The 25849-nt window shown below is 43.0% G+C and carries 22 protein-coding genes; 12 read left to right on the forward strand and 10 right to left on the reverse strand.

All coding sequences use genetic code 11. From position 1 onward, the window contains the following. Positions 1 to 23: 23 nt before the first annotated feature. Positions 24 to 2504, reverse strand: a complete 2481-nt coding sequence (locus E7Z59_RS10480; protein WP_136336267.1) for a glycoside hydrolase family 9 protein — start codon at positions 2502 to 2504, stop codon at positions 24 to 26. Between the two features lie 200 nt (positions 2505 to 2704). Further along, positions 2705 to 3100: an acyl-CoA thioesterase gene (locus E7Z59_RS10485; RefSeq protein ID WP_136336268.1), complete on the reverse strand. Its 396-nt coding sequence runs from the start codon at positions 3098 to 3100 to the stop codon at positions 2705 to 2707. Positions 3101 to 3302: 202 nt separating this feature from the next. On the opposite strand from E7Z59_RS10485, the gene dnaA reads away from it, so the two are divergent. Genes dnaA through E7Z59_RS10500 form a run of 3 tightly spaced genes read left to right on the forward strand, consistent with a single transcriptional unit; the run spans position 3303 to position 5962 of the window. After that, positions 3303 to 4730 (forward strand): chromosomal replication initiator protein DnaA, encoded by a 1428-nt coding sequence (dnaA, locus tag E7Z59_RS10490; RefSeq protein WP_136336269.1) that lies wholly within the window; start codon positions 3303 to 3305, stop codon positions 4728 to 4730. Further along, on the forward strand, positions 4730 to 5188 hold the full coding sequence (locus tag E7Z59_RS10495) for a low molecular weight protein-tyrosine-phosphatase (protein ID WP_136336270.1): 459 nt from the start codon (positions 4730 to 4732) through the stop codon (positions 5186 to 5188). Before dnaA ends, E7Z59_RS10495 begins: the two co-directional genes overlap by 1 nt. A 48-nt stretch (positions 5189 to 5236) precedes the next feature. Further along, positions 5237 to 5962, forward strand: coding sequence for an SAM-dependent methyltransferase (locus E7Z59_RS10500; RefSeq protein ID WP_136336271.1), 726 nt, complete (start codon positions 5237 to 5239; stop codon positions 5960 to 5962). Positions 5963 to 6026: 64 nt separating this feature from the next. Here the strand turns inward: E7Z59_RS10500 and E7Z59_RS10505 are convergent, their stop codons facing one another. From E7Z59_RS10505 to dapF, 4 genes are all read right to left on the reverse strand, one after another. After that, on the reverse strand, positions 6027 to 6518 hold the full coding sequence (locus E7Z59_RS10505) for a peptidoglycan-binding protein LysM (RefSeq protein ID WP_242015669.1): 492 nt from the start codon (positions 6516 to 6518) through the stop codon (positions 6027 to 6029). A gap of 260 nt (positions 6519 to 6778) precedes the next feature. Beyond that, positions 6779 to 7822 carry an endolytic transglycosylase MltG gene (gene mltG, locus E7Z59_RS10510; RefSeq protein ID WP_136336273.1) on the reverse strand — a complete coding sequence of 348 codons (1044 nt, stop codon included), beginning with the start codon at positions 7820 to 7822 and terminating at the stop codon, positions 6779 to 6781. Next, positions 7812 to 8342, reverse strand: coding sequence for a GNAT family N-acetyltransferase (locus E7Z59_RS10515; RefSeq protein WP_136336274.1), 531 nt, complete (start codon positions 8340 to 8342; stop codon positions 7812 to 7814). Before E7Z59_RS10515 ends, mltG begins: the two co-directional genes overlap by 11 nt. Next, positions 8339 to 9115, reverse strand: coding sequence for a diaminopimelate epimerase (gene dapF, locus E7Z59_RS10520; protein WP_136336275.1), 777 nt, complete (start codon positions 9113 to 9115; stop codon positions 8339 to 8341). The genes E7Z59_RS10515 and dapF overlap by 4 nt, the downstream gene beginning before the upstream one ends. Positions 9116 to 9251: 136 nt before the next feature. Here dapF and E7Z59_RS10525 point away from each other — a divergent pair, with 136 nt between their 5' ends. From E7Z59_RS10525 to E7Z59_RS10565, 9 genes are all read left to right on the forward strand, one after another. Next, positions 9252 to 10646 carry a S1C family serine protease gene (locus E7Z59_RS10525; RefSeq protein ID WP_136336276.1) on the forward strand — a complete coding sequence of 465 codons (1395 nt, stop codon included), beginning with the start codon at positions 9252 to 9254 and terminating at the stop codon, positions 10644 to 10646. A 135-nt stretch (positions 10647 to 10781) separates the two neighbouring features. Further along, positions 10782 to 12230 carry a glyceraldehyde-3-phosphate dehydrogenase gene (locus E7Z59_RS10530; RefSeq protein WP_136336277.1) on the forward strand — a complete coding sequence of 483 codons (1449 nt, stop codon included), beginning with the start codon at positions 10782 to 10784 and terminating at the stop codon, positions 12228 to 12230. A 109-nt stretch (positions 12231 to 12339) separates the two neighbouring features. Beyond that, entirely contained in the window at positions 12340 to 12957 is a 618-nt protein-coding gene (locus E7Z59_RS10535) for a tRNA (guanine-N1)-methyltransferase (RefSeq protein WP_136336278.1), read from the forward strand. Between the two features lie 112 nt (positions 12958 to 13069). After that, positions 13070 to 13747, forward strand: a complete 678-nt coding sequence (trmD, locus tag E7Z59_RS10540) for a tRNA (guanosine(37)-N1)-methyltransferase TrmD (protein WP_136336279.1) — start codon at positions 13070 to 13072, stop codon at positions 13745 to 13747. Between the two features lie 120 nt (positions 13748 to 13867). Further along, entirely contained in the window at positions 13868 to 14218 is a 351-nt protein-coding gene (rplS, locus tag E7Z59_RS10545) for a 50S ribosomal protein L19 (RefSeq protein ID WP_136336280.1), read from the forward strand. 587 nt (positions 14219 to 14805) lie between these two features. Next, complete coding sequence (locus E7Z59_RS10550) at positions 14806 to 17031, forward strand: NADP-dependent isocitrate dehydrogenase (RefSeq protein WP_136336281.1); 2226 nt, start codon at positions 14806 to 14808, stop codon at positions 17029 to 17031. Between the two features lie 115 nt (positions 17032 to 17146). Beyond that, the gene (locus E7Z59_RS10555) at positions 17147 to 19552 is read left to right on the forward strand and encodes a TonB-dependent receptor (RefSeq protein ID WP_242015668.1); all 2406 of its coding nucleotides are present in this window, start codon (positions 17147 to 17149) and stop codon (positions 19550 to 19552) included. 3 nt (positions 19553 to 19555) lie between these two features. Continuing rightward, positions 19556 to 20362, forward strand: a complete 807-nt coding sequence (locus tag E7Z59_RS10560) for a DUF4249 family protein (protein WP_136336282.1) — start codon at positions 19556 to 19558, stop codon at positions 20360 to 20362. Between the two features lie 32 nt (positions 20363 to 20394). Next, entirely contained in the window at positions 20395 to 20622 is a 228-nt protein-coding gene (locus E7Z59_RS10565; RefSeq protein WP_136336283.1) for a DUF6095 family protein, read from the forward strand. Between the two features lie 5 nt (positions 20623 to 20627). On the opposite strand, the gene E7Z59_RS10570 is transcribed toward E7Z59_RS10565, so the two are convergent. The 4 genes from E7Z59_RS10570 to E7Z59_RS10585 form a co-directional block, all read right to left on the reverse strand. After that, positions 20628 to 21959 (reverse strand): GntP family permease, encoded by a 1332-nt coding sequence (locus tag E7Z59_RS10570; protein ID WP_136336284.1) that lies wholly within the window; start codon positions 21957 to 21959, stop codon positions 20628 to 20630. Between the two features lie 14 nt (positions 21960 to 21973). After that, the gene (locus tag E7Z59_RS10575) at positions 21974 to 23113 is read right to left on the reverse strand and encodes a glycerate kinase (protein WP_168731286.1); all 1140 of its coding nucleotides are present in this window, start codon (positions 23111 to 23113) and stop codon (positions 21974 to 21976) included. A gap of 181 nt (positions 23114 to 23294) precedes the next feature. Further along, positions 23295 to 24794: a class I adenylate-forming enzyme family protein gene (locus E7Z59_RS10580; RefSeq protein WP_136336286.1), complete on the reverse strand. Its 1500-nt coding sequence runs from the start codon at positions 24792 to 24794 to the stop codon at positions 23295 to 23297. A gap of 18 nt (positions 24795 to 24812) precedes the next feature. After that, positions 24813 to 25799 (reverse strand): 3-oxoacyl-ACP synthase III family protein, encoded by a 987-nt coding sequence (locus tag E7Z59_RS10585; protein WP_136336287.1) that lies wholly within the window; start codon positions 25797 to 25799, stop codon positions 24813 to 24815. Positions 25800 to 25849 lie beyond the last annotated feature (50 nt).

The following is a 25849-nucleotide window of genomic DNA, read 5'->3' on the forward strand; positions in this document are numbered from 1 at the left end:
CTTATTCAAGCCTTCGAATTCTTTCAGACATGTAACTCATCGATCCTGACGAATTCATAGCCCTTATCTTTTAGATCGTTTATTAGCTCTTCCAGCCGGTTATAGAACTTTTCTTTTCGAGCAGGATCGGTTCCAAAATGCAACAACAGCTGGAACCCATGCAACCCCTTTTCCTTCTCGTAGGTCATAATTTGATCCCAGATCTTATCGTTGGAAAAATAGCCCTCCCCCATTTCAGGTACCGTCCAGTCCTGATTGCTATGGGTTCCCGGGGTATGATTGATCAACTTCAAACCCAGATCTGATGTCCATTGGGAAATTTTATCATTATACCATTCGTAGGGTGGCAGGTAATAATAGGCATCTTCCTTCTTGATGCCATGGGTCGCCATGATCTTGTAATTTTCGCGAAGGTCCTTCTCGAAGTTTTCCCGATCAACCAGTAAAGAATCGCGATCTTCCCAACTGCAATACAAAAGATGTTTATTTGAATGACCACCGAGATAGTGACCCTGCTCCCTCAAACTCCCTATCATTTCCCGAAAATCCGGATTTCGGTAAAAATCACCGGTCAGAAAAAATGAGGCCTTCACCTTATTCGTAGCGAGTACAGTATTTACCTTCTCATAACCTTCGGCACGGTCATGCCCTGTGAATATAAGCGCGATCTTCTTTTTTGAAGTATCACCTCTTGTAATTGCTCCCCTGGTAATTTCACCTTTTATTTCGGGCAATGATGCCGATACCAGAGACGACAAATAATAGGTAAGACTGGCAGTACCATCCATGGTAGGCTCATTGGTAGAATAATCGGCCCAGTCGTCGTGGTAAACCACCCGACTGGTTTGAAAACCGGCATACTCATCATTTTCAGAGAGCTTTACACCTTTAAGGCTGCTAAATATCGTTCCATATACAGGGCCGTCTACCAAACCTCCCCACGGCTCTGCATCACTGTAATGAGAAATGGCTGCATGGGTATCTTCAGGATAATCTCCATTTTCGGGTAACCCTACCACCATGGAAGTGCCCCATGGGTTTTTCCCGAACAACCAGTCACGCAGTGAAGCCTCGGTAGTATTCAACCCGGGTAAAGGGCTCTGATTATTACTGTACAACTTCATTTGAGTCAACATGGCAGCAGCAAGGTTGTTGGAACACCACACAAACGGAATTCCATTATTGAATATGTTCTCACGCCCCCTTTCGAGGTGTTCGAGCAATCCTTCCTTATAGTACGCACCTGCTGATTTACCCCCGGTTTCTTTTGACAAGTAATAATGCCCCAGATTAACAAAGGGATAGTATTGATAGTGACTCACACTATCTTTGGCCATCCAGGGTGTAACGGGTTCTTCTGCCGCATATCGCAGGGATTTTTCCAGATACTCCTCATTAGCGGTTCTTTGATACAACTGAATGGCTGCGAGCTCCATATCATCTACCCAATTATCTTCTTCATAGAAATAGGGCGCCCTGCACGGGGCTGTCTGGCACACCCCGGGAAAAGCCTCCCCTTCTTTGAAGGCCGCTACTGCCTTTGGCAACAGGCTTGCTGCGAATTCAGGATAAAAGGGTTTTAAAACTTCGGATCCCAGCGCAAAACAGGATGCAAATTTACCTGCAATATTTGCCTTCCCATCAGACCTGTTCTTGTAATGCATTAACCCCTGTGGTTCTCCGGTAACAAAATATACCGGGCGCTCCTTTCCCTTTCCATATCCATAATCCAGGGTATCGGCATATGGAAAATCGAAACTGCGATGGTCCCTGTCATCAGCGATCTGGTGAAACATCACCCCAGGCTCCGGATTCATTTTAACCAACCAGTCTAAGCCCCATTTGGCCTCATCAATTATATCCGGTATCCCATTACTCCCTGCATCTCCCCTTGCATCATAAGCGTCGGCAAAGGCATGAGGATTCTGCTCGTAGGCAAACAACAACTGGTACGTAGCATTGGCCGAAGTAGTAACATACTGAAGGTAGTCAGACGCATCATGCCACCCACCGGTCACATCGATCTTCTCTCCACTCCTCTCCGGATGATAGATAATTATACCATCATCGGTATGACAACTTTTGCCAAAATACGGGTTATAACCGCACCGGCGAGATCTCAGGTACTGCAACAGATAATCTGCAGCTCCCACATAAACATTATCTTCAATACGAATGCTTCCGCTTTGCGTCTCCCCATATTTCAAATAATAAACGCCAGGGTTTTGTATGGGTGAAATATCTAGGCTGTAAATGTGCTCAAGCTCATAGTAGCCCTTCTTCATTTTAACGGCCTGAATCTCTAAAACTTTTCGATTATTTAGCCGTTCATAGATAAAAACGTTGCATTCGTCGAGTTCTGCCTCACTTACGATGAAAATCTCCTTTTGATCGAGGGGCCTATAACCTAATTGATTGAAACGAAAATATACGTTTTGCTGCCCATAGGCAGAAAAGAAGAAAGCGTACAAGAAGCCGATCAGAGTGATATTCTTAAGAGACATATGTAGTGATGATTGAAGTACTTGAAAATTACCGAAATTTTCCTACATATGGTCGAATTTAACTCTTATTAACCTGCAGCATTCTGCCTGCTGAACTTAAACTCATCATTTTTAGCGTGCTAACTCCTTGTGGTAGAATGAAATAATATCTTACAGGCTCCAAAAGATCTTTAAAACCCTATTTAGGTTTTTTCTTACAGTTATAATTTTTCAAGGATGTAATCAGGGCATCTCATAGGTTTATTTGTAAGGGTGTTAATAAAGGCCAGAACGGTGTTTGCTTCGACTAAAATCGTACCGTCTTCAGAACGAATCTCATACCAGAATTCGATCTTCACTCCCGGGGTCTTTTTAAGCCCCACAGACACCGTAAGAAGATCGTCATACCGAGCAGGATTTTTATAATCAATATGAAGAGAAATCACAGGAAGCATAACCCCATTTTCTTCCATCCATTTGTAGGAAATTCCAAGAGCCCTCAACCATTCAACCCTTGCAACTTCAAGGTATTGAGCATAATTCGCATGATAAACCACTCCCATTTTATCGGTTTCTCCGTATCGGACTCTTATGTTAATTTCCTGAGTTTTTTTCATTTTAAAAGGGAATTTTTGTAGATTATATTTTTGTGAAAAAATCGTTAAATAGCATGCGAAAAAAAAATGGCAAAATCAACCACCTTTTCATTTTTTTTTTAAAATAATTGTTCACATATTTGTTTGACCTAAATGGGATAACTCACTCGTCTTTTTTGACCTGTTATCGCTCCTGACTAACTAAACAAAATTAATTCTGGTAATGAACTTAACTGCGGAATCAGTATGGAAGAATTGTCTTACGTTCATAAAAGATAATATCCAACCTCAGGCCTACAAAACATGGTTTGAACCTATTAAATCCGTAAAATTAACAGATAATGCTCTTAGTATCCAAGTTCCCAGTAAATTCTTTTACGAATGGCTTGAAGAACATTATGTGAAGTTATTAAAAGTTGCCCTTACCAAAGAGTTGGGAGAAAATGCCAAATTGGTCTATGTGATCCGCATGGAGAACACCTACGGCAACAAGCAACCTTATACCGAAAGTATTCCGAGTTCTAACCGTGCCAATATGACTCCCCAGGAGTTAGACGTTCCGGTAAAGAACAAGAATCCCGAGCTCAAAAATCCATTTGTAATTCCGGGCATTCGAAACATCAAGATCGAGTCGCAACTCAACCCGAACTACAGTTTTGATAATTTCCTCGAGGGTGATTCCAACAGGCTGGCACGTTCGGCCGGTCTGGCAGTGGCCAACAAACCGGGAGGAACCTCTTTTAATCCTTTATTGATATTCGGAGGTGTTGGTCTTGGTAAGACCCACCTGGCGCATTCTATTGGAGTAGAGATCAAAGACAAATACCCTGAGAAAACAGTTTTATATATCTCTGCTGAGAAATTCACGCAGCAATACATTGAATCTGTAAAGAAGAATACCAGAAATGATTTTATTCATTTCTACCAGTTGATCGATGTACTCATTATAGATGATGTACAGTTTTTCTCCGGTAAATCAGGTACTCAGGATGTATTCTTTCATATTTTCAACCATCTTCATCAAAACGGGAAACAGGTTATATTAACCTCAGACAAGGCCCCGGTTGACATGCAGGATATTGAACAACGTCTTTTGTCGCGCTTTAAATGGGGATTATCTGCCGAACTTCAAAGTCCGGACTACGAAACTCGGATCTCCATCTTAAAGAATCGGCTGTACAGAGACGGGGTGGAAATGCCGGATGAGATCATCAATTGTGTTGCCCAGAACATCAAAACAAATGTTCGCGAACTCGAGGGAGCCATCATTTCCCTGATCGCTCAATCTTCTTTTAATCATAAAGAAGTAACCCTTGAATTGGCGCAACAAGTGGTTGAAAAGTTTGTCAAGAACACCAAGAGAGAGGTTTCCATTGATTACATCCAAAAAGTGATCAGCGAATATTTCTCTATGGATGTAGAAACGCTTCAGTCAAAAACCAGGAAACGCCATATTGTACAAGCCAGGCAATTGGCAATGTTCTTTGCTAAAAAATACACCAAGGCCTCTCTGGCCAGCATTGGCTCACAGATCGGAAAGAGAGATCACGCAACTGTATTGCACGCCTGCAAAACTGTCGATAACCTTGCCGAGACCGACAAGCAGTTTAGAAAATACATCGATGATCTGAACAAAAAATTTGCTCAGTAATGAAAACCGTAAAGGTTTTAATGGTTTGTCTTGGCAATATTTGCCGGTCTCCATTAGCCGAGGGCGTATTAAAGCGCAAAGCTCCTGTCAACCGAGTACAGGTTGATTCTGCAGGAACCTCGAATTATCATATCGGAGAAGCTCCAGACCCTCGCTCTATTGCTATTGCCGATAAATACGGCATTGATATCCGATCTCAACGCGGACGACAGTTCTCTGTAAGCGATTTCCGGGATTTCGATCTCATTTACGCCATGGACAGAAGCAACTACAATCACATCATTTCCATGGCACCCGATGAAACTTCAAAAGCTAAGGTTCATATGATTCTGAACGAAGTATTTCCGGGAGAAAACATGGATGTTCCCGACCCTTATTACGGAGGTGATAATGGCTTTGACAAGGTTTACAAAATGCTCGACCAGGCCTGCGATAAGATACTGCAAAAGATCCTGTAAGCGGCAACCTCTGCGATATTTCGTATCTTCAACCAAGAATTTACTCCAATGGAAAATACCGAAACCCAACGCGGCAAACTCTACCTTATACCCACAACACTGGGAGACACAGAACCCCTGGAAGTACTACCTTTATCTATTAAACGGGTCATCGAAAATACTACTCATTTTATAGTAGAAAATGAAAAAACGGCACGTCGTTTTATTAAGCGCATCACCCCCAACAAACCACAGCCTTCACTCATTCTGTATACCCTGAACAAGTATACAGGCCACGAAGAATTCAACTCCTATTTAAAACCCTGCCTTGAAGGACAAGATATAGGTATTATTTCAGAGGCCGGTTGCCCGGGAATCGCAGATCCGGGAGCTGATATCGTTGCCCTGGCCCATCAAAAAAATATAAGGGTAGTTCCCCTTGTAGGTCCCTCTTCCATTCTATTGGCTATGATGGGAAGCGGTATGAACGGACAGAGCTTTGCATTTACCGGGTACCTGCCCATTGAGAAGAACGAGCGCAGAAAAGAGATAAAAAACCTCGAGCGACGCTCGCGTGAACTCCAACAATCACAGGCATTTATTGAAACCCCTTACCGCAACAACAAGCTTCTGGGAGACCTCATTCAGGGATTAAAACCTGACACCCGTCTTTGCATTGCCACCGACATCACCCTGGCTTCAGAGTATATTGTCACAAAACCCATTGCGGAGTGGAAAAAGAGCCAGCCCGACCTTCATAAGCGGCCGGCCATTTTTATCATACACGCCTCCTGAAATAAAAAAACCCGGCCTTAAAAAGACCGGGTTTTTGGTTGTTAGTTGTTTTCAAAATTGATTGTCAGATCCTGGCTTTTCGCATAGGTTTAATATGCGAAACATCATAGTCGGCAAATTTCGTCATATAATAACGAATCGATGTCCCGAAGGCATCTTTAAAGCCAACCTTCCCATACGATCTGAGAAAGCGTTTAACGCTTAATGCTCCGGCAAGATGAGCCGCGGCAAGGATTCCGGATTCGGTAACCCGCACACCGCCAACTTCTTTCCCTGCATACTCCTCGATATAATCCTGAAGTATCCATTTGTTACGCTGCAGGATCACCTCAAAGGCTTTTTCCTGCATAGCGGGATTACTGAGGAATTCTTCTTTGCTTTTCACACCAACCGCTTTCATGGCCGATGATCCGAACTGATACTTCCCCATGTACCCAAAGGAATTAATTACAAAATAATTTCCCCTGGATTCACTATGAGCCAGAGCTTCTTTAAATCCATTAAAGGATTTTCCGAGAAAGGGCGGATTCACATTCACCCGGTTCTCGTAGGTCATTGCAACATCATACTTAAGGGGTTCTGTTGCACAATAAGCTAAATGAACTTCTTCGGTCTTTTTTAAAGAAGAAAAACCAAAACTTACAATTAAAATTAAACTCGCTATTAAACAATTTAATTTTAACAACTGTTTACCCATTAAATTACATTTCTTAAGCGGTATTCTTTAAGGAATATTTGCTTAAAATTTGGTCGACAAATATACACCTTTAATCTTTAGGCTCCACAAGAACCTGATGAAATGTAAGAAAAAATCTACTATCGCTTAACTCCTTGATGATCAATCCATTGGCGGTATTCCCTGGCGTTCTCATTGTGTTGAGAAAGGGTTTTCGCAAACTTGTGATACCCGAAATTCTGCGTATCAGCAACAAAATAGAGGTAATTATGAGACTCTGCATTCAGCACTGCATCTATAGAAGAAATGTCAGGCATGGCGATGGGCCCGGGTGGTATGCCACGGTACTTATAAGTATTATACGGAGAGTCAACCTGAAGGTCTTTATTCAGTACTCGTTTGATAACCATATCAAAATCGCCTGAGGTCCTTTTTAGCGCATAGATCACCGTGGGATCAGCCTGCAAAGGCATGCCCTTTCTGATACGATTCAGGTACACCCCCGCAACCCTCGGCCTCTCATCTACCTTGGCCGTTTCTTTTTGAACGATAGCAGCCAGGGAAGTAACCTCTTTCGGGCTAAGATTCAATTGCTCTGCCTTGGTTACCCGGTCGTCATTCCAAAACCGATGATACTCCTTCAGCATACGATCGCGAAACTGATCAGCCCCCGTATTCCAGAAAAATTCATAGGTATTGGGAATATACATGGCCAGAGCCGTATTCCTGTCAAACCCGTTAGCTTCAAGGAATTCAGCGTCTGTAAAACTCTGCAGTAACTCCAGGCTGTCGGCCTCAATCTGCTCTGCCACTCTTCCGGCGAGATCCTCCAGGCGCTCCTGATTGTTAAATGAAATATTTAAAGGAATGTTCTTACTTCTGATCGAGTTAATAATCTCGTTGTTATTCATCCCCTTTTTGATGCGAAATCTTCCTGACTTCAAATTGGAAGGATATCCCTTCTTCCCGGCCACCAAAACAAAACTCTCCGGATCTTTGATCATCGGACTGATCGTTCTGACGACATCTTTAAAGGTGTCGTCTGAGGCCACTGTAAGATACACCTCATCTTCCTGAAAAGCCGTATTGGGAGCAAAAATAGATTGATAAATATTATACACAAACACGCCTCCTGCAACCACACCGAGCAGGGCAATGATCAATAAAATCTTTTTAATGTACATGGTTAATCTTTTGGAACATCAATTCATTATAATAGGTGCCGCCTCTGGAAACCCAATCTTTCTTCAGACCGATCTTTTCAAAACCAAGGCTGGAAAACAAATGAATACTGGCCTCATTGGTTTCATTGATATTGGCAAATAACTGGTGGAGGTCAAGTACCTCAAAGGCGTAGTTGATCAATAAGGTGAGCGACGCTCTGCCCACACCTTTATTTCTGTTCTCTTGCTCGAGGATCACAATGCCAACTCCTGCCCTTTTGTTTTTAGGATTGAAGTCGAACAGATCAATAAAACCAAGAAGCTTATGCTGATAGTCACAGATGGCCAAACGCAATTGTTTTACCTCATATATATCCCGGTGACTGTTAGCCAGGTATTCTTTTAATACGAACTTCGAATAAGGCGTCACCGTTTCACTGACCTCCCATACCTTTTCATCGTTCTCCAGGGTATAGAGAAAATCAAGATCATCGGGCTCTAACGCCCTTAAGTAACAGGTATCGCCTTTTAATGTGATCATAATTCTAGTATTCCTTCAAAAACCTTTTCTGCCTTTCCTTTGAGTTTTATGTTCTTATACCCCTTGTCATTTGCTTCAAAGAGCACCTCCAGTCTGCCTCCGGGAGTTTCCAAACCTACTGCGCTGTTTTTCGTATACCCTCGGTCATACATGGCAAGGGCAACAGCAGTAACCCCGGTTCCGCATGATAAGGTTTCATCTTCAACACCCCTTTCATAGGTGCGTACAGCAAACAGATCGTCTTTAAGTTTCTTTACAAAGTTAATATTACTGCCGGCCTTCCCGTATTTACCATAACGCAGCCTGGAGCCTTCCTGCTTAACATCCAGCGATTCCAGGTTATCAATAAGCTGCACATGGTGGGGCGACCCGGTATCCAGGTAACTGTACCCTTCAAAATTCTCCACCAGGTCTACGGGTTGCATTTCCAGTACCACCTCGTCGTTTTGAAATTCTGCACGATGCAGACCGTCTACAGCCATAAACTCGGCCCGGTCACTAATAACGCCTATCTCTTTGGCAAAGGCCACCAGGCATCTGCCTCCGTTACCGCACATTGTACTTTGATTCCCGTCGGCATTGTAATACACCATTTTAAAATCGGTGTCATCATCATTTTCCAAAAGTATCAACCCGTCAGCACCTATGCCAAATTTTCTGTCACAAAGTCGTTGTACGAGTTTGGTATCATTTTTGGAAAATAACATATCGCGATTATCGATCATGATAAAGTCGTTGCCGGTACCCTGGTATTTGTAAAATTGAAGTTTCATCACCTGGAATAATAGGTTGCAAATATACAATAATGTTACCCGCAATGCTATTGTTAAAGTGTGGTTAAATCGCTAACAACGATGCAATATTCAAGTAATTTTAATTGTTAATCAAACATAAACAAGGACTTAAACCATGAAGAAAATTTCTAGTTTATTTTTGTTGGCTTTGATTAGTGGAGCCGTAACATTAGGAGCTTATAAGGTGTTTTTTGAACCCCGGCAGGTTATCACAGATGCCTCCGAGAGGCAAACTCCATTTATTAATACTTCATTTCCTGCTGTGGCTACTTCTGCAGATGACGTAAACTTCATTGAAGCCGCCGAAAACACAGTGCATGCAGTGGTGCACGTTAAGAATGTTACCATTAGTAAGGCCCCTACCAGTCTTTTTGACTTTTACTATGGTTCAGGCGGAACACCCAGGGCACAGGTTGGAACCGGTTCAGGAGTTATTATTTCTCCCGACGGTTATATTGTAACTAACAATCACGTTATTGCCAATGCCACAGAGCTGCAAATAACATTGAATAACAACAAGACCTATACCGCAGAACTCATCGGAACCGACGCCGAAACCGATATTGCTTTACTGAAAATAGACCCTGAAGAAGATCTGCCCTATCTCGCTTTCGGAGATTCAAACCAGGTCAGACTGGGAGAATGGGTACTTGCGGTTGGAAACCCGTTTAACCTAACCTCAACAGTGACGGCAGGTATTATAAGTGCCAAAGCGAGAGATCTGGACGAACGCGACGACAGATTTCAGTCATTTATTCAAACCGATGCGGCGGTTAACCCCGGTAACAGCGGCGGGGCCCTGGTGAATATCAGAGGAGAGCTGATCGGGATCAATACTGCCATCACCTCTCAAACCGGGTCGTATGTAGGGTATTCTTTTGCGGTACCCAGTAATATTGCCCGAAAGGTGGTAGAGGATATTATGGAATTCGGAAACGTACAGATCGGAAATATTGGGATCAGGGGAATAGATGCTAAAAATGTTTCCGAAGGTATTGATGAAACCGAAGGGGTTTATATTGATGAGATCATTGAAGATTCAGGGGCCGATCAGGCAGGCCTTCAAAGTGGCGATATTATTAAATCGATAGACGGCATTAAAGTGAGCAAATTTGCCGATCTTACCGGGTACCTGAGAAGCAAACGTCCCAATGACCGTGTTTCGCTCTCTATCCTGAGAAACAGTAACGAAATTACCGTACCGGTTACCCTGCTCAAAAACACCACGTACGACATTCGTAATCTGGGGCTATCTGTCAAAGAGCTCTCTCAAGAGGATATAAGAAAAATGGGCGACATCGAAGGTGTTAAGATCGTAAACAGTGTGAGTTACTGGAAGGAGGGCAACTTTGATCTAGAAGGCAAGGTGTTGGTTGCTATTAACGATATGAAAACAGCATCTATTGACGATGTTAAAGAGGCTATTTCAAACCTCAGTAAGTACAGAAGCCTGAGTATTTTAGTGATTAATGAAAACGGAGAACGCGAAAGGATCTACATCAGAGATTAACTAGTTTAAAACTAATAAATCTGCACGAAAAAGGGCCTGCATCTGAAGGCCCTTTTTTTTAAAAGAAATAATTTCACGAAAACGTTTGAAATATATACTTTTGCCGCAAATTCTTTAAGCTAACAATTGCATATTATGAGTTTAACCAGTACCTACGAAAAGGAACTTGCGTATCAGGCTGATCGTCGCAAGGCAGCCGTTGATTTTATCAAAGTGGTCAGTGATCTATGGTATGAAAATTCCATTGAACTTGTCTTATTCCGAAATCAGCTGATCGACAAAAGCATCAGTGAAGTAATGAACCTGCACAAATATGCCGCTGAGTTCGTAGAAAAACCCATTTCCATTTTTGATACCGTAGAGATCGCGCACGCCATCAGAGATATGAATCTTCCGGCAGCCAAGATCGACATAGGAAAACTAACCTATGAATATCATTTGGAAGACAACCATAAGGAAGATGCAAGTGAGTTTGTACACCATAAACTCAAAGATGCCTGGAACGGAGGTGAAATTCGCCCGAAAGATGTGGTATTATACGGATTCGGACGAATCGGTCGACTACTTGCCAGAGAGTTAATGCTCAAAACAGGAAGCGGCTCTCAATTAAGATTACGTGCCATCGTTACCCGAGGAGAGATCACAGAAGAGGTATTGGAAAAAAGAGCCTCCCTCCTGGAGAATGATTCCGTACACGGAGATTTTCCAGGTACCGTAGCTATTGATATCAAGAAAAAGGCTTTGATTATCAATGATACTACTGTATACCTGATCAGTGCCAACCAACCTGAAGATATTGACTACACCACTTACGGGATTAAAAATGCCCTGGTAATTGATAATACAGGTGCCTTCAGAGATGAAGAGGCTCTTAACAGACACCTCAAATCAAAGGGTGCCGACAAGGTGCTACTCACCGCACCTGGTAAAGGAGTGCCCAATATTGTTCATGGGGTGAACCACACCAATTACGACCCAGATACCACCCATGTGTTCTCTGCTGCATCTTGTACCACCAATGCCATTACTCCTATCCTAAAAGTTGTTGAAGATACCCTGGGGATAGAAAAGGGCCACCTGGAAACCATTCATGCTTATACCAACGACCAGAACCTGGTTGATAATATGCACAATAAGTACCGTAGAGGACGTGCTGCTGCATTAAATATGGTGATCACTGAAACCGGTGCCGGAAAGGCGGTATCAAAAGCATTGCCATCACTGGAAGGCAAATTAACCTCTAACGCCATCAGAGTACCCGTACCTAATGGCTCCCTGGTAGTTTTAAACTTACAGGTGCAGCAAAAAACCGACAAGGATACCATTAACAGTATTGTGAAAAGATATGCCCTGGAAGGTGAACTTGTTGAGCAAATTAAATATTCACTTAACAACGAACTGGTTTCTTCAGATATCGTAGGAACCTCTGCTCCTGCCATTTATGACAGTAAAGCTACTCTGGTATCCGAAGATGGTCTGAACACCGTTCTTTATATTTGGTACGATAATGAGTACGGTTACAGCCAACAGGTGATACGTTTGGCTAAATACATTGCCAAAGTAAGAAGATTCACATATTACTAGTAGTCAATTACTTGATGGATTTTTTTTCTTTGAAAACAATATCTAAAATTTATGTACGTTACCAAGTAAAAACATAAATTTGCATCCCAAATATTAATTTTTTAAGGACATGATGAAGACTAAAAAGAACTTGTTCGCTGCCTTTGCCTTATCGCTGATGGTAAGTTTTGCGGTTTCGGCCCAGGAGGAGAAAGAAGAGTTATCATTGAATGACGGAAGCATAGACAAGCAATTTGAATATGTGATGGAAGAGGCCAATAACTACCGTAACTACAAGGTAGTTAAAACAGAATGGCTCAACACCTTAAAAAAGAATACCCTTGACTCTATTGCACGACTTGAAAAAGAGCTGGGCTCGACCAAGGAACTTACTGCTACTCAGAAGGCCGAAATTGATGGTTTAAAAGAAGAGCTGGCCAATATTAATGAGCAGTTGAGCAATATTACCGAAGAAAAAGACAGCATCTCTTTTTTCGGCACCCTGATCAACAAACCTGTATACAAGTCGATCATGTGGGGTATTGTTGCGGCCCTCACTCTGGTTCTGATTCTTTTTATCTACAAGTTCAAAAATGCGAATACCATTACCCAACAGGCCAAGCAATCGTTATCTGAGTTGGAAATGGAATACGAAGAACACCGAAGAAAGGCCTTAGAGCGAGAGCAAAAAGCGAGAAGACAACTGCAAGACGAGATCAACAAGCAGAAGATGCAGAAATCAAAGTAATAGAATTCATCATACAAGCACAAACACTCCCCTTCCCGGGAGTGTTTTTGTTTTAAGGGGGCGGCATCAACATAGACTAATATTTTGCATCTTTGCAAAAATTCATTCACTCATGCGAATTGATATCATCACCGTACTTCCTGACCTGATCAAAAGTCCTTTTGAAGCCTCTATTTTGAAAAGGGCTATAGAGAAAGGCCTTGTGGAAGTGCATTTTCACAACCTTCGTGACTATACTACCAACAATTATAAAACGGTGGATGACTACCAGTTTGGCGGGGGTGCAGGCATGGTGATGATGATCGAACCTATAGACAAATGCATTAGCGCCCTCCAGGCCGAACGCCCATATGATGAGATCATTTATATGACACCCGATGGGGTAACTCTGAACCAGGGTATTGCTAATGAATTATCACTTAAGGGCAATATGATCATTCTTTGTGGTCATTACAAGGGGGTCGATCAACGGGTTCGCGACCGTTTTGTTACCCGCGAGATCTCTATAGGAGATTATGTATTGTCTGGCGGAGAGCTGGGAGCGGCAGTACTGTGCGATGCCATAATAAGACTAATACCCGGCGTATTGAATGATGAGACCTCTGCCCTAACCGATTCTTTTCAGGATAATCTGCTGGCGCCACCGGTGTACACCAGGCCTGCAGAATACAAAGGCATGAAGGTGCCGGACGTATTACTCAGCGGGAATTTTGCAAAGATCGAAGCCTGGAGAGAACAACAGGCCCTCCTGAGAACGCAGGAAAGAAGACCTGATCTGCTTGAGGAGTAAGCTTTTTAAGTCAAAGGATTGTATATTAAAATTAAATAATTATTTTTGCATCCAATTTCAGATCAACCTCTGGCGATAATCGTGAATGTTGGTATGAATTAATTTTTTAAAAATAGCAAAATGGAAGCTTTAGTAAAATTTGTTCAGGACGAGTTCGTAGAAAGAAATGAATTTCCTGAATTCTCAGCTGGAGATACTATCACCGTGTATTACGAAATTAAGGAAGGTGATAAAACCCGTACTCAGTTCTTTAGAGGGGTAGTAATTCAAAGAAGAGGTACCGGTACTTCAGAAACTTTTACCATCAGAAAGATGTCGGGTACTGTAGGTGTTGAAAGGATCTTCCCTATCAATATGCCTGCTCTTCAAAAAATTGAGATCAACAAAAGAGGTAAGGTTCGTAGAGCTCGTATTTTCTACTTCAGAGGTCTTACCGGTAAGAAAGCAAGAATCAAAGAAGTTCGTAAGTAAGAACGTCTTTCTTTATAGTACAAAAGATCCCGCATACCGCGGGATTTTTTTTGTTCATAACTCAGCATAAGGCCTATTGCAAAGATGTTGATATCTTAAGATGTTAATTAATTGATTTTTAAGCATTTATGCGTATCTTAGCATTTCTAAAACGTTCTTAATCATAATATTTCATTACAATTTAATTACGTCTCGAAGAATTACTGCTACCTCCAGTAGTGAAGGATTCCACAGAAAGTTTGAATCATTCATAGAATTGAATGGTCAGTGCCGAAAACCCGGAGTCGGAAGAATCCGGTTTATTAGGAAATTGGATTGTTAATTGTAGAGGTATCATTTACATCATTAACAGGTGTTAAAAGATATCTCATCAGGAAATGGTCAATCAGTGTAGTTGAATTAATTGTATAGAGTTAATAATTGTAGTATTGACTATTTCCAAAAAAGCCATATCATCTCATTTATGTCATGATATGGCTTTTGTTTTTTTAAGTATTTCTTGACATTTCCCCAGGGCCTTAAGAATGCGTTAAACAGCTTTAAAATTGTATATTTGCGCAGTTTAATAAAATAAGTTCTTAAGATACATGGCACATAAACCAAAAATTTACTACACTAAGACTGATGAAGCCCCTGCATTGGCAACCTATTCCTGGTTACCTGTGGTAAAGGCATTCACCTCATCTTCAGATATAAATATAGAAACAGCTGATATTTCTCTTGCAGGAAGAATACTCGCAGTGTTCCCTGAACGACTTGAACAGGCTTATCCCGATGCTCTTCACCAACTTGGTGAACTGGCAAAAACTCCGGAAGCCAATATCATTAAACTCCCCAATATCAGTGCTTCTATCCCACAATTGGAAAATGCCATTGAAGAACTGCAATCAAAAGGCTTTAATATTCCTGATTACCCACACAACCCGCAGAATGACGAAGAGAAAGAGATCAAAGCTCGTTTTGACAGCGTAAAAGGAAGTGCGGTAAACCCTGTACTTCGCGAGGGTAACTCAGATCGACGCGCCCCTAAAGCCGTTAAGAATTATGCCAAAAAGAATCCTCATTCAATGGGTGCATGGAGCGCAGACTCTAAGTCGCATGTTGCAACCATGAGCGAGGGTGACTTCAGACATACCGAAAAATCACTGACCCTTGATCAGGAAAAAGAACTAAGCATTCACCTCGTTACAGAGAACGGTGCTGTTAATGTCCTTAAAAAAGGTTTAAAAGTTCTCAAAGGAGAGGTGATCGATACCAGTGTGATGAGCAAAAATGCCCTGGTGAACTTCCTCGAAAAAGAGGTGAAAGATGCCAAAGAGCAAGGCGTTCTTTTCTCACTTCATATGAAGGCAACCATGATGAAGGTTTCTGACCCCATCATTTTCGGGCATGCTGTAAGGATCTTCTTTAAAGATCTTTTCGAATCTTTTAAACCTGAACTCGAATCGATCGGAGTCAATGAAAACAATGGTTTAGGAGACCTTCTTGACAAACTGGAGCAACTTCCTTCTGCCACCAAAGATGCCATCAAAGCCCGTATCGAGGAGATCATTAATGAGCAACCGGATCTGGCTATGGTAAACTCAGATAAGGGTATTACCAACCTTCATGTACCCAGTGACGTGATCATCGATGCCTCTATGCCGGCTATGATCAGAAACTCAGGCCAGATGTGGAATGCCGAGGGGAATCCGCAGGATACCAAGGCTGTTATTCCCGACAGCAGTTATTCAGGAGTTTACCAGGCTACCATAGAATTCTGTAAAGAACACGGAGCTTTTGACCCCACCACTATGGGAACCGTTCCAAATATCGGACTGATGGCTCAAAAGGCTGAAGAATATGGTTCTCACGACAAAACCTTTGAGATCGACAAAGCAGGCACCGTCCAGGTAACTGATGCAGACGGAAATATTCTTCTGGAACACAAGGTAGAAGAAGGTGATATCTGGAGAATGTGCCAGGTAAAAGACCTTCCTATACAGGATTGGGTGAAATTAGCCGTAACAAGAGCCAGAAAAACCAATACTCCCGCCGTTTTCTGGTTAGATAAGAACAGAGCCCACGATGCTCAGTTGATTCAAAAAGTAGAGAAATATCTGAAGGATCATAATACTGATGGCCTTGAGATCAAGATCATGGCTCCTAAAGAGGCTACTCTTTATACCCTTGACCGCATCAAAGCAGGGAAAGACACTATTTCGGTAACAGGGAACGTACTTCGTGATTACCTGACCGACCTCTTCCCTATTCTGGAAGTTGGTACCAGTGCAAAAATGCTTTCTATAGTGCCGTTAATGAATGGTGGAGGGCTGTTTGAAACCGGTGCCGGCGGATCTGCTCCTAAGCACGTTCAACAATTTGTTGAAGAAGGACACCTAAGATGGGATTCTCTGGGAGAATTCCTGGCCCTGGCTGTTTCTTTAGAGCACTACGGAAACAAATACAACAATGAAAAGGCACTTGTGCTAGCTGAAGCCCTTGATGCTGCCACAGAAAAGTTCCTTGACAACGATAAATCGCCCAAGAGAAAGGTAAAAGAACTCGATACCCGAGGCAGTCATTTCTATATGTGCCTGTATTGGGCTCAGGAACTTGCAGCGCAAACCAGAAATCAAGAACTGAAGGAAGAGTTTACCCCTGTTGCCAAAGCCCTTACTGCGAACGAAGAGGCTATTGTGAACGACCTGGCTGCAGCACAAGGTCAGCCTGTCGATATTGGAGGTTATTACCTTCCTGAGGAAGAAAAAACCCGTAAGGCTATGAGACCAAGCGCACTCTTTAATGAGATCCTTGAGAAGCTGAACGCATAGATCTTTCCTTTAAGCAAAAGTTAAATAAGGGGCCTGTTAAGAAACAGGCCCTTTTTTATGGAATTCCTTATAGAATTAAACGGAAAATTCTGTTTAACTTTATCGCTAAAAAGTTATGCAAAAAGTAATGAGGCGCTTCTGCCTCCTCCTGCTTTTTATATCAGGATTGCCTGCCCTGCTCGCCCAGGAAAATTTCACTATCAGCGGAGAGATCACCGAATCAAACGGGCAGGAATCTGTTATCGGGGCCTCCGTACTGGCGCAGGGAACCCGCCTTGGCACAGCCTCAAACGTATATGGCTTTTATTCTCTGACTCTCCCCCGGGGCAGATACACCCTGGTTTTTTCGGCCTTAGGCTTTAAAAGTGTCTCCCGGGAGATCGACCTGGAAAACAATATGCGTTTAGACATGCAGCTGGAGGAAGATACAGAGCTCCTGGATGAAGTGGTAGTTTCTGAGGATGCTGAACAATTAGAGATCAATCGTCCGCAAATGAGCGTTAATGCGCTTCGTTCTGCCACTATTAAAAACATACCGGTGGTTTTAGGAGAATCTGATGTTTTGAGATCTATTGTCCTGCTACCCGGAGTATCTAACGGTGGAGAAGGTGCTTCAGGGTTTAATGTACGCGGTGGTGCGGCAGATCAAAACCTCATTCTTCTGGATGAGGCTATTATTTTCAATTCCTCTCACTTATTCGGTTTTTTCTCAGTATTCAATCCCGATGCCATCAAAGACCTGAAACTCTTTAAGGGGGGTATTCCTGCCCGCTACGGCGGCAGAGTATCTTCAGTATTGGATATTTATCAAAAAGAAGGAAATAAAAATGACTTTAAAATTAATGGAGGCATAGGAGTAGTAGCCTCCAGGCTGCTGGTTGAGGGTCCTATTTCAAAAGGAAAATCATCCTTCTTACTGGGTGGCAGAAGTTCTTACGCACAATTATTTCTTCCGCTGTTAGATATAAATAATGTGGCCAGTTTTTACGACCTTAACACCAAGATCAGTTATAAGCCCAACCAGAATAACAGCTTTTACTTTTCAGGATATTTTGGCCGTGACCGGTTTACCGTTGAGGATAGTTTCATAAACTACTACGGAAATGCTGTTTTCAACTTCAGATGGAACCACCTGTTTTCAGACAAACTTTTCTCAAACCTTTCCCTCATCTATTCTGATTACGATTATGGCCTGGAGCTTGACTTTGTAGGGTTTGAATGGGATTCGGGAATTGAAAACATGAATCTTAAATACGACCTCAAGTATTACCTCAGTAATAACTTCCAATTCAATTTTGGGCTGAACAACATCTACTATACGTTCAATCCCGGGCGAATTACCCCGAACCGGGAAGACTCCGGTATTGTTGATGCCCAGCTGGTTAAAAAATATGCCAACGAATTTGCCGTCTATGCAGATATTGAACAAGAGATCACCAAAAACCTGAGTCTTCAATACGGATTGCGCTGGAGTCATTTTACACGGTTCGGACAGGAAGAATATGCCGTGTATGACAATGATCATCCTGTGTTATTTGATCCTGAATTAGGGATTTACACGGAGGCTGAGGCTGCTGCGATCATTGCCTCTGACCGGAGCGAAACCCTTCGGACTTTCATGAACTTTGAACCGAGAATATCGGCCACCTTTCATTGGAACGAGCAGAATGCCATCAAAGCCAGTTACATGCATGTTGCCCAATACCTGCATTTATTATCAAACACCAATTCGCCCACCCCTCTCGACGTCTGGACCCCCAGCGGTCCTTATATAGAACCTCAGTTATCTGATCAGTTTGCCGTAGGGTACTTCAGAGAATTTGGCAATCGTACCTATTCCCTGGAAACAGAGGCTTTTTACAAGACCATTAATAACCGAATTGATTATATAGACGGCGCCAATCTCATTGCCAAGGAATATATTGAACGTGTAATTCTTAACGGAGAAGCAAGGGCTTACGGTCTTGAACTTCTTCTTCGTAAAAATACCGGGAATTTTAAAGGGTGGCTCTCTTATACCCTCAGTCGTTCGGAACAACGCACCCCCGGAAGAGGAACAACATTATTAAACGGAAGCCCGGTAGAAGAACCCGGAATTAATAACGGGGAATGGTATTTTACACCATGGGATAAAACTCATGACCTCTCCCTTTACGGAGGCTACCAGCTCAACCGCAAATGGAATTTTAATGCTAATTTCCTGTACCAGACAGGTCAGCCCACCAATTACCCGGTTGGGCAGTTTGAATTTCAGGGCTTATCTGTTCCGTATTACGGTTTAAGAAATGAGGCCCGATTGCCCGATTATCACCGACTTGACCTATCGGTGACCTTAAACCCCGATAAAAACCTGACTCGAAAATGGCAGGGCGAATGGGTGTTCAGTATCTATAACGTATACAACCGCAGAAATGCCGCCTCTATCAATTTCAGAAGAAATTCAGACAGTGGAACGAACGAGGCAGTGCGTACAGCCATCTTTGGTATCGTACCTTCTGTGACCTATAATTTTAATTTTTAACTCATGAAAAGGCTTCTATTATACTTTATCATAACACTCGCTTTTAGCGGTTGTGAAGATGTGATCGATGTTGAACTTGAAGACCCTCAACCCCGGTTGGTTGTTGATGCCCTCATCAGAGTAAATACCGAACTACCTTCCAACCGGGTCTCGGTACGCCTGGCCATAAGCAGTAATTTTTTCGAAGAGAACACCCCTGTAAATGATGCTGAGATCAGGCTCAGCAACCTTGCTTCAGATCAACAAACCACTCTAAATTCAGATGATAACAACGGTAATTACAGTGCGGTGGTAGATACCGATATTCTTACCGATGGAGTTCTGGAACTTCGGGTGATCTATAATGGAAACTTGTATACTGCCACGAACACCTTTACCCCCTCTACCCCAATCAACAAACTGGAACAAGGTGATGGAGAATTATTTGGTGAAGATGACATTGAGATCATTATTGGCTATTCAGACCCTGGAGATCAAACCAATTATTACCTGATCGATTATGATCAGGGTGAATATTTTACCCAGGAAGATACTTTCTACCAAGGGCAGGACTTTGAGTTTTCCTATTTCCACGATTCAGCCAAACCCGGCGACACCCTCGAAGTTTTCCTTATGGGAGCCAACCAGGAACTGATCAATTATATGGACCAGGTGCTCACCCTTAGTGGAGAAGACGGGCTTACCCCCTTTCAAACCCCGGTTACCGCTGCGAAAGGAAATATTCTCGGCCCTGAAAACGACTTTGAAAGTTATACCCTGGGCTATTTTGCCGTTGTTGAAGCCTTTTCGCAAACCCTGGTTATCGAATAGAATTGGTATTTTTACAGCATCAAACGTAGTATATGAGTAAGACAGACCGGGAATTACTGTTCAAGAGCTTTAAATATTTTGCCTATACCCTACTCCTAATGTTTTCTGCTCCTGTGGTTATCTACCAAGCCTTTAAGAATCAAACCCACCCGATGTACTGGCCGGTGTTAATCGTTGGGGTGCTGCTGGCCATTGCGGCCATTGCCATGGGATTCTACAGTATCAAGGTAATCATGCGTGCGTTTTTCGGTAAAAGATAGCCTTTTCAACCAAAAAAGAACTGCAAAACCAAAAGAATGGTGATCCCGCAAAGCCCTTGTATTCCTGTAGCAAGAGTATGACTTGACAGGGCTTGTTTTACACTGAGATCTGAAAATTGACTCACCACCCAAAAATAACTGTCATTCACATGAGAGACCGTAAGAGCACCGGCACCAACGGCAAGAACGGTTAAGGCTTTCTCTACCGGAGTATCAACACCCAATTGGGTCAACATGGGAGAAAGGATAGCTGCGGTAGTAATAATTGCCACCGTAGACGATCCCTGGGCTGATTTTAAAATGGCTGCAAGAATAAAGGCGATCAACAGTCCGCTGCCGGCCAGGTTAAATTCACTTTGCAACAGGGCTCCGAGGTCTGCACTTCGCAACACGTTCCCAAAGGCTCCACCCGCCCCCGTAATGATAATAATACTACCGGCGTCTTTTAAAGCAGTGCCCACCCAATCAGTCTTTGCAGCCTTATCTGCAACGGTAGTGACCAGGGCTATAACGGCTCCCAATAGCAAGGCCATTACAGGGGCTCCCAGAAACTGCAGCATACTTTTCAGAACAGTATCCGGCATATGATCATCGGCATATTCGGCCACAGAACCCATGGCTATAAATAAAATAGGTATGATAACCGGCAAGAGCATGGTTAAAGTTAATGGGGTACCTGCCCAACTGGTTTCCTGCTGCTGTGAGAGCTCTTTACCCTGTTTCGGTAGTTCTCCAATTGACCTGTTTAAATAAAAGCCCCAAACCGCTCCTGCAAAAGCCACAGGAATGGCTACCATGATACCTATCATCATTACCAGGCCCACTTCTGCGCCAAGTATGGCGGCAGCGGCTAACGGGCCCGGAGTGGGTGGCACAAAAACATGGGTAGCATAAAGGCCCGTAGAGAGACAAACTGCAAACACCACCAGGGGTATCCCGCTCTTCCTGCTCAATACCTTATTCAAGGAAGACAGTATTATAAAACCGGAATCGCAAAATACAGGGACCGATATCACAAAACCCACTGCATTCATGGCAAGGGGCGACCATTTTGAAGGCAGTAATTTCAGGATGGCTGAAGCAAGGGCCTGCATAGAGCCGTTCTTCTCCATAAAAATGCCTATAATGGTGCCAAAGGCTATCACCAACCCAATCTCTGCCAAGGTGCCGCCAAAACCTTCCTTAAGCAGGTCTATCAACGCTCCCGGTTCATTCCCTAATAACACCCCACAGATCAAAGCTGCAAATACTAATGAAAATACCGGGTGTAGTTTGAACCTAACAGATAGAAATATAACCAGTAAGATCACCAGGGCCAGAAGGAGCAGAAGAAACATAGTACGGGTTTGTTTTAATTTTTAAAATTGTATGTGCTGAAGAAGGCATACGCCTTTTCACGCAGCAAAACTTCAGCATGTTTAAGATTATAATCCAGATCTTTTTCAGGGTTACTGATGCTGACCACAGTCTTTAAGCCCATAGCTGATGGGGGCACCCTCGTCAACGATGAAACCCCGCAAAAGGCAATGACCGGTATTCCTGAATCAGCAGCCAACCTACCCAGGCCTGCAACCAGTTTCCCGCTTAGTGTCTGATCATCAATACTACCCTCCCCGGTGATAACCAGGTCAAAATACCTATCAACCAACAGTGGACGTAAACCTGTTATTTTAAGCATAAAATCAATGCCTTTAATGTATTGGGCTTCAAGGAAGGATTTCAAACCAAACGCCGCTCCTCCCGCAGCACCGCTGCCCGGTAGCCCGGCATAGTCATATCCGGTCATTTTGCTTACCTGTTCAGCAAAATGTCGCAACCCATGGTCCAAGACCTTAATCTCTGATGCATTTGCTCCTTTCTGTCCGGCATAAACATAGGCCGCCCCATGTACACCATATAGTGGATTGTTCACATCGTTCACTGCAAAGATCTTCACCTTAGATATCGGATTCAAAGAAGGTGGAATAATCTCAACCACCTTTTCAAGGTTTTTACCACAAGGCTTTAAAGCTATACCGTCCTTATCCATAAATCTGAATCCAACTGCATGTGCAATACCCATGCCCCCATCATTGGTGGCACTGCCTCCAAGCCCCACATAGATCTCTTTAGCACCTATATGTACAGCGCGTTCTATCATTTGCCCCACGCCTACAGAGGACGTTTCAAAAGGGTTTCGCTGCTCTTCATTCAGCAGCTCCATTCCTGAAGCCCTGGCAAATTCTATATATGCACGACTTGTAGCCAGATCGAAAAGAAAGGCTGCTTCTCTTTTTCTGAATAAGGGATCAGAAACTTTAAGAGTTCTTAATTCGGCATTTGATAATGTACCCCCCACTGTATTCAAAAATCCATCTCCACCATCAGATAGTGCCGTAATTCGAATGTTAGCCTCAGGTTTCACTTCAGAGATGACCTCTGCAAGGATGCTATTCACCTGTTCCTGAGAGAGAGAGCCTTTAAATTTATCAGAGGCGATTAAAACATTCATATAGTGAGAATTATTCTCTAAATATAAGCGTAAAAATTTACAAGCATTATCACCTACCATGACCGGGGGAGGGATCCTGTCACCTGGATTTTACCGATGATATACTTCCATAAAAAAGCAGGGCAACAATAACCCTGCTTTTTTCAATAATAACTATAAAATTAAATATGAAGAACTTAGTTTAATTCATTTCGTACTCATTTTTTTCCAGGTAAGAAGCCTTTAACACCTTTCTGTTCAGTTTCCCTGTATCATTTTTCGGGATCTCTGGGGTATTTACCACCACAGAAGGAATCTTGAACTTCGCTAACTTATCACTGCAGAAGTCTTTGATCTCCTGTTCTGAGAAATCCTTATCCCCCACGATAAAAGCCACCCCGCATTCTCCCCATTTCTCATGAGGCACTCCTATGACCACGGCTTCTTTTACAGAAGGATGAGAGAGGAGCACACGCTCTACCTCTACCGGGTATACATTCTCTCCTCCACTGATGTACATATTCTTTTTACGGTCTACGATATAGATGAAATCCTCATCATCCTGAAGGGCCACATCTCCGGTTCTCAACCATGTTCCGAACCTGGATTCCTTAGTGGCCTTTTCGTTATTCCAATAGGCCGGGCTTACCATAGGGCCACCAATGATTAATTCACCTCGCTCTCCCTTTTGAACATCATTACCGTGATCATCTACAATACGGATGTCTACATAAAAATTGGGCTTCCCAATAGAGCCTTCCTTACGTTTCGCCTCGTCCTGATGAAGAGAGGTTAGGTTAGGTCCGGCTTCGGTTAAGCCATACCCTTGTCTTACAGGAATTCCCTTTCGATGATACATATCTATCAAAGGAATAGGCATACTCTCTCCCCCTACGATCAAATACTTTAAAGATGAAAGATCACGGGAAACAAAATCAGGTTCGTCGGCGATCATTTTCAGCATGGTAGGTACTCCCATAAAAAGGTCTAACCGCTCTTCTTCGATACAGTCAAGGATTACGGCCGGCTCAAACTTATTAAATAGCAGCAGCGTACCTCCGTGATGCAGCACCGGGGTCAGAAATACATTCCATCCACCGGTATGAAACAAAGGCATGCAATTAAGGGTGGTGGTATTACTGGCCAGGTTCAGGCTGAGCGCCGTGTTAATACTATTCCAAAAAAGCATTTTATGCGTATACACCGCACCTTTGGGAAATCCGGTAGTACCACTTGTATACAGTATAAAAACCGGATCGTCTTCCTTTAATTCTGCTACCGTACCTTCGGCCTTATGTTCAAAGCTTTTCTCCAATTCGGTGATGGAGATCATCGGGTTTTCAAAAGCAAGGTGGTCCGGGTTTATATTTTGTTTATTATAAAAACAAAGCTTACTCCCGGAATCTTGCAGCATATAATCAAGCTCCTGGGGGGCCAGTCTGAAATTCAGGGGTACCAGGATAATTCCTGATTTTTGCGCTGCAGCAAACAACAGGATCTGATAGATACTGTTATCACTAATGATGGCAACCCTGTCTCCATAACCCAGCTTAAATTTACTCTTCAACTCTGTTACCAGCCAATTAGCCGCTTCATTTAATTTCCTGTACGTATAGGTCTCACCGGATTCCCCGATCTTTATAGCGGTCTTTTCACCGTTGTATACAGACCATTTCGAAAACCAATCGAAGGTATTAATCATATCCACATTCTTTTTGCATTAAAGTATAAAAGCATTGGCTGCGAAAGCCAGTCCACCACCCGACCCGATAAAAAAGAGGGTGTCTCCTTCACTGACCTTACCTTTTTCCCAGGCTTCATGAAAGGCCATCGGGATACAGGCAGAACCGGTATAACCGTATTCATGCATCACGGTATGGGCCTTTTCTCTGGGCACTCCCAAGATACGTAAGGTCTCCCAAATAGCATTAATATTGATCTGGGTGATCAGAAACTGGTCTACATCGTTCACATCGATATTCATATCCTTGGAAAGGTCCAGAGCGAGTTGACTCCAGGTATTAGGATTTAATTCGGGTGGAAATTTTTTCACAAATTTTAATTGGTGATCTTTTTCCTGAATCACAGAGCAGTTTACAGGGGTGCTTGTGGCTCCTGCATAGATACCCATCCAGTCTGCATATTCACCCTTGGTCATCATCTTTCCGGCCTGAAAACCTTTATTTGCCTCGGCGGTAGCGGTAAGTAACACAGCCCCTGCCCCGTCGGCAAACAAGGTGACCGTCTTTTTGTCTTCCTTATTGAGATATTTACTCATGGCATAAGCCCCGATCACAAGGGCATTGGTAACACTCCCGCTTCGAATGAAGTGAGTAGCCGTTTCCATGGCGGTCACAAAACCGGCACAGGCTGAATTCAGGTCAAAAGTACCTGCATTTACCGCATTGAGGCGGTGTTGTACTACGGCAGAGGTAGAAGGTGATATATACTCGGGAGTATCCGTTGCAATAATGATCAGATCCACCTTATCGGCAGAGAGTCCGGCTCTGTCAAGACATTGCCGGGCAGCTTTTTCACAAAGGTCGGCAGTAGACTCCTCATCAGAACACCAACGTCTGTTGTGTATATGTACATTTTCACGGAGCCATGTATCTACATCTTCTCCTAACACTTCATTAAAATACTGGTTTGAAACCTTTTGTTCAGGCACATACATCCCTGAAGAAACGATTTTTGCATTTTTCATTTCCTTAAATTTTATAATGAACCCGGCAGAACCCTTTAAATGTTGTGCGC

Origin of the sequence: Robertkochia marina, from assembly GCF_004799345.1 — a bacterium.
Lineage (GTDB): Bacteria > Bacteroidota > Bacteroidia > Flavobacteriales > Flavobacteriaceae > Robertkochia > Robertkochia marina.

Bases quoted from the DNA above. Each gene is read 5' to 3' on its own strand.
- E7Z59_RS10480 (WP_136336267.1), bottom strand. From the start codon at position 2,504: ATGTCTCTTAAGAATATCACTCTGATCGGCTTCTTGTACGCTTTCTTC.
- E7Z59_RS10485 (WP_136336268.1), bottom strand. From the start codon at position 3,100: ATGAAAAAAACTCAGGAAATTAACATAAGAGTCCGATACGGAGAAACC.
- dnaA (WP_136336269.1), top strand. From the start codon at position 3,303: ATGAACTTAACTGCGGAATCAGTATGGAAGAATTGTCTTACGTTCATA.
- E7Z59_RS10495 (WP_136336270.1), top strand. From the start codon at position 4,730: ATGAAAACCGTAAAGGTTTTAATGGTTTGTCTTGGCAATATTTGCCGG.
- E7Z59_RS10500 (WP_136336271.1), top strand. From the start codon at position 5,237: ATGGAAAATACCGAAACCCAACGCGGCAAACTCTACCTTATACCCACA.
- E7Z59_RS10505 (WP_242015669.1), bottom strand. From the start codon at position 6,518: ATGACCTACGAGAACCGGGTGAATGTGAATCCGCCCTTTCTCGGAAAA.
- mltG (WP_136336273.1), bottom strand. From the start codon at position 7,822: ATGTACATTAAAAAGATTTTATTGATCATTGCCCTGCTCGGTGTGGTT.
- E7Z59_RS10515 (WP_136336274.1), bottom strand. From the start codon at position 8,342: ATGATCACATTAAAAGGCGATACCTGTTACTTAAGGGCGTTAGAGCCC.
- dapF (WP_136336275.1), bottom strand. From the start codon at position 9,115: ATGAAACTTCAATTTTACAAATACCAGGGTACCGGCAACGACTTTATC.
- E7Z59_RS10525 (WP_136336276.1), top strand. From the start codon at position 9,252: ATGAAGAAAATTTCTAGTTTATTTTTGTTGGCTTTGATTAGTGGAGCC.
- E7Z59_RS10530 (WP_136336277.1), top strand. From the start codon at position 10,782: ATGAGTTTAACCAGTACCTACGAAAAGGAACTTGCGTATCAGGCTGAT.
- E7Z59_RS10535 (WP_136336278.1), top strand. From the start codon at position 12,340: ATGATGAAGACTAAAAAGAACTTGTTCGCTGCCTTTGCCTTATCGCTG.
- trmD (WP_136336279.1), top strand. From the start codon at position 13,070: ATGCGAATTGATATCATCACCGTACTTCCTGACCTGATCAAAAGTCCT.
- rplS (WP_136336280.1), top strand. From the start codon at position 13,868: ATGGAAGCTTTAGTAAAATTTGTTCAGGACGAGTTCGTAGAAAGAAAT.
- E7Z59_RS10550 (WP_136336281.1), top strand. From the start codon at position 14,806: ATGGCACATAAACCAAAAATTTACTACACTAAGACTGATGAAGCCCCT.
- E7Z59_RS10555 (WP_242015668.1), top strand. From the start codon at position 17,147: ATGCAAAAAGTAATGAGGCGCTTCTGCCTCCTCCTGCTTTTTATATCA.
- E7Z59_RS10560 (WP_136336282.1), top strand. From the start codon at position 19,556: ATGAAAAGGCTTCTATTATACTTTATCATAACACTCGCTTTTAGCGGT.
- E7Z59_RS10565 (WP_136336283.1), top strand. From the start codon at position 20,395: ATGAGTAAGACAGACCGGGAATTACTGTTCAAGAGCTTTAAATATTTT.
- E7Z59_RS10570 (WP_136336284.1), bottom strand. From the start codon at position 21,959: ATGTTTCTTCTGCTCCTTCTGGCCCTGGTGATCTTACTGGTTATATTT.
- E7Z59_RS10575 (WP_168731286.1), bottom strand. From the start codon at position 23,113: ATGAATGTTTTAATCGCCTCTGATAAATTTAAAGGCTCTCTCTCTCAG.
- E7Z59_RS10580 (WP_136336286.1), bottom strand. From the start codon at position 24,794: ATGATTAATACCTTCGATTGGTTTTCGAAATGGTCTGTATACAACGGT.
- E7Z59_RS10585 (WP_136336287.1), bottom strand. From the start codon at position 25,799: ATGAAAAATGCAAAAATCGTTTCTTCAGGGATGTATGTGCCTGAACAA.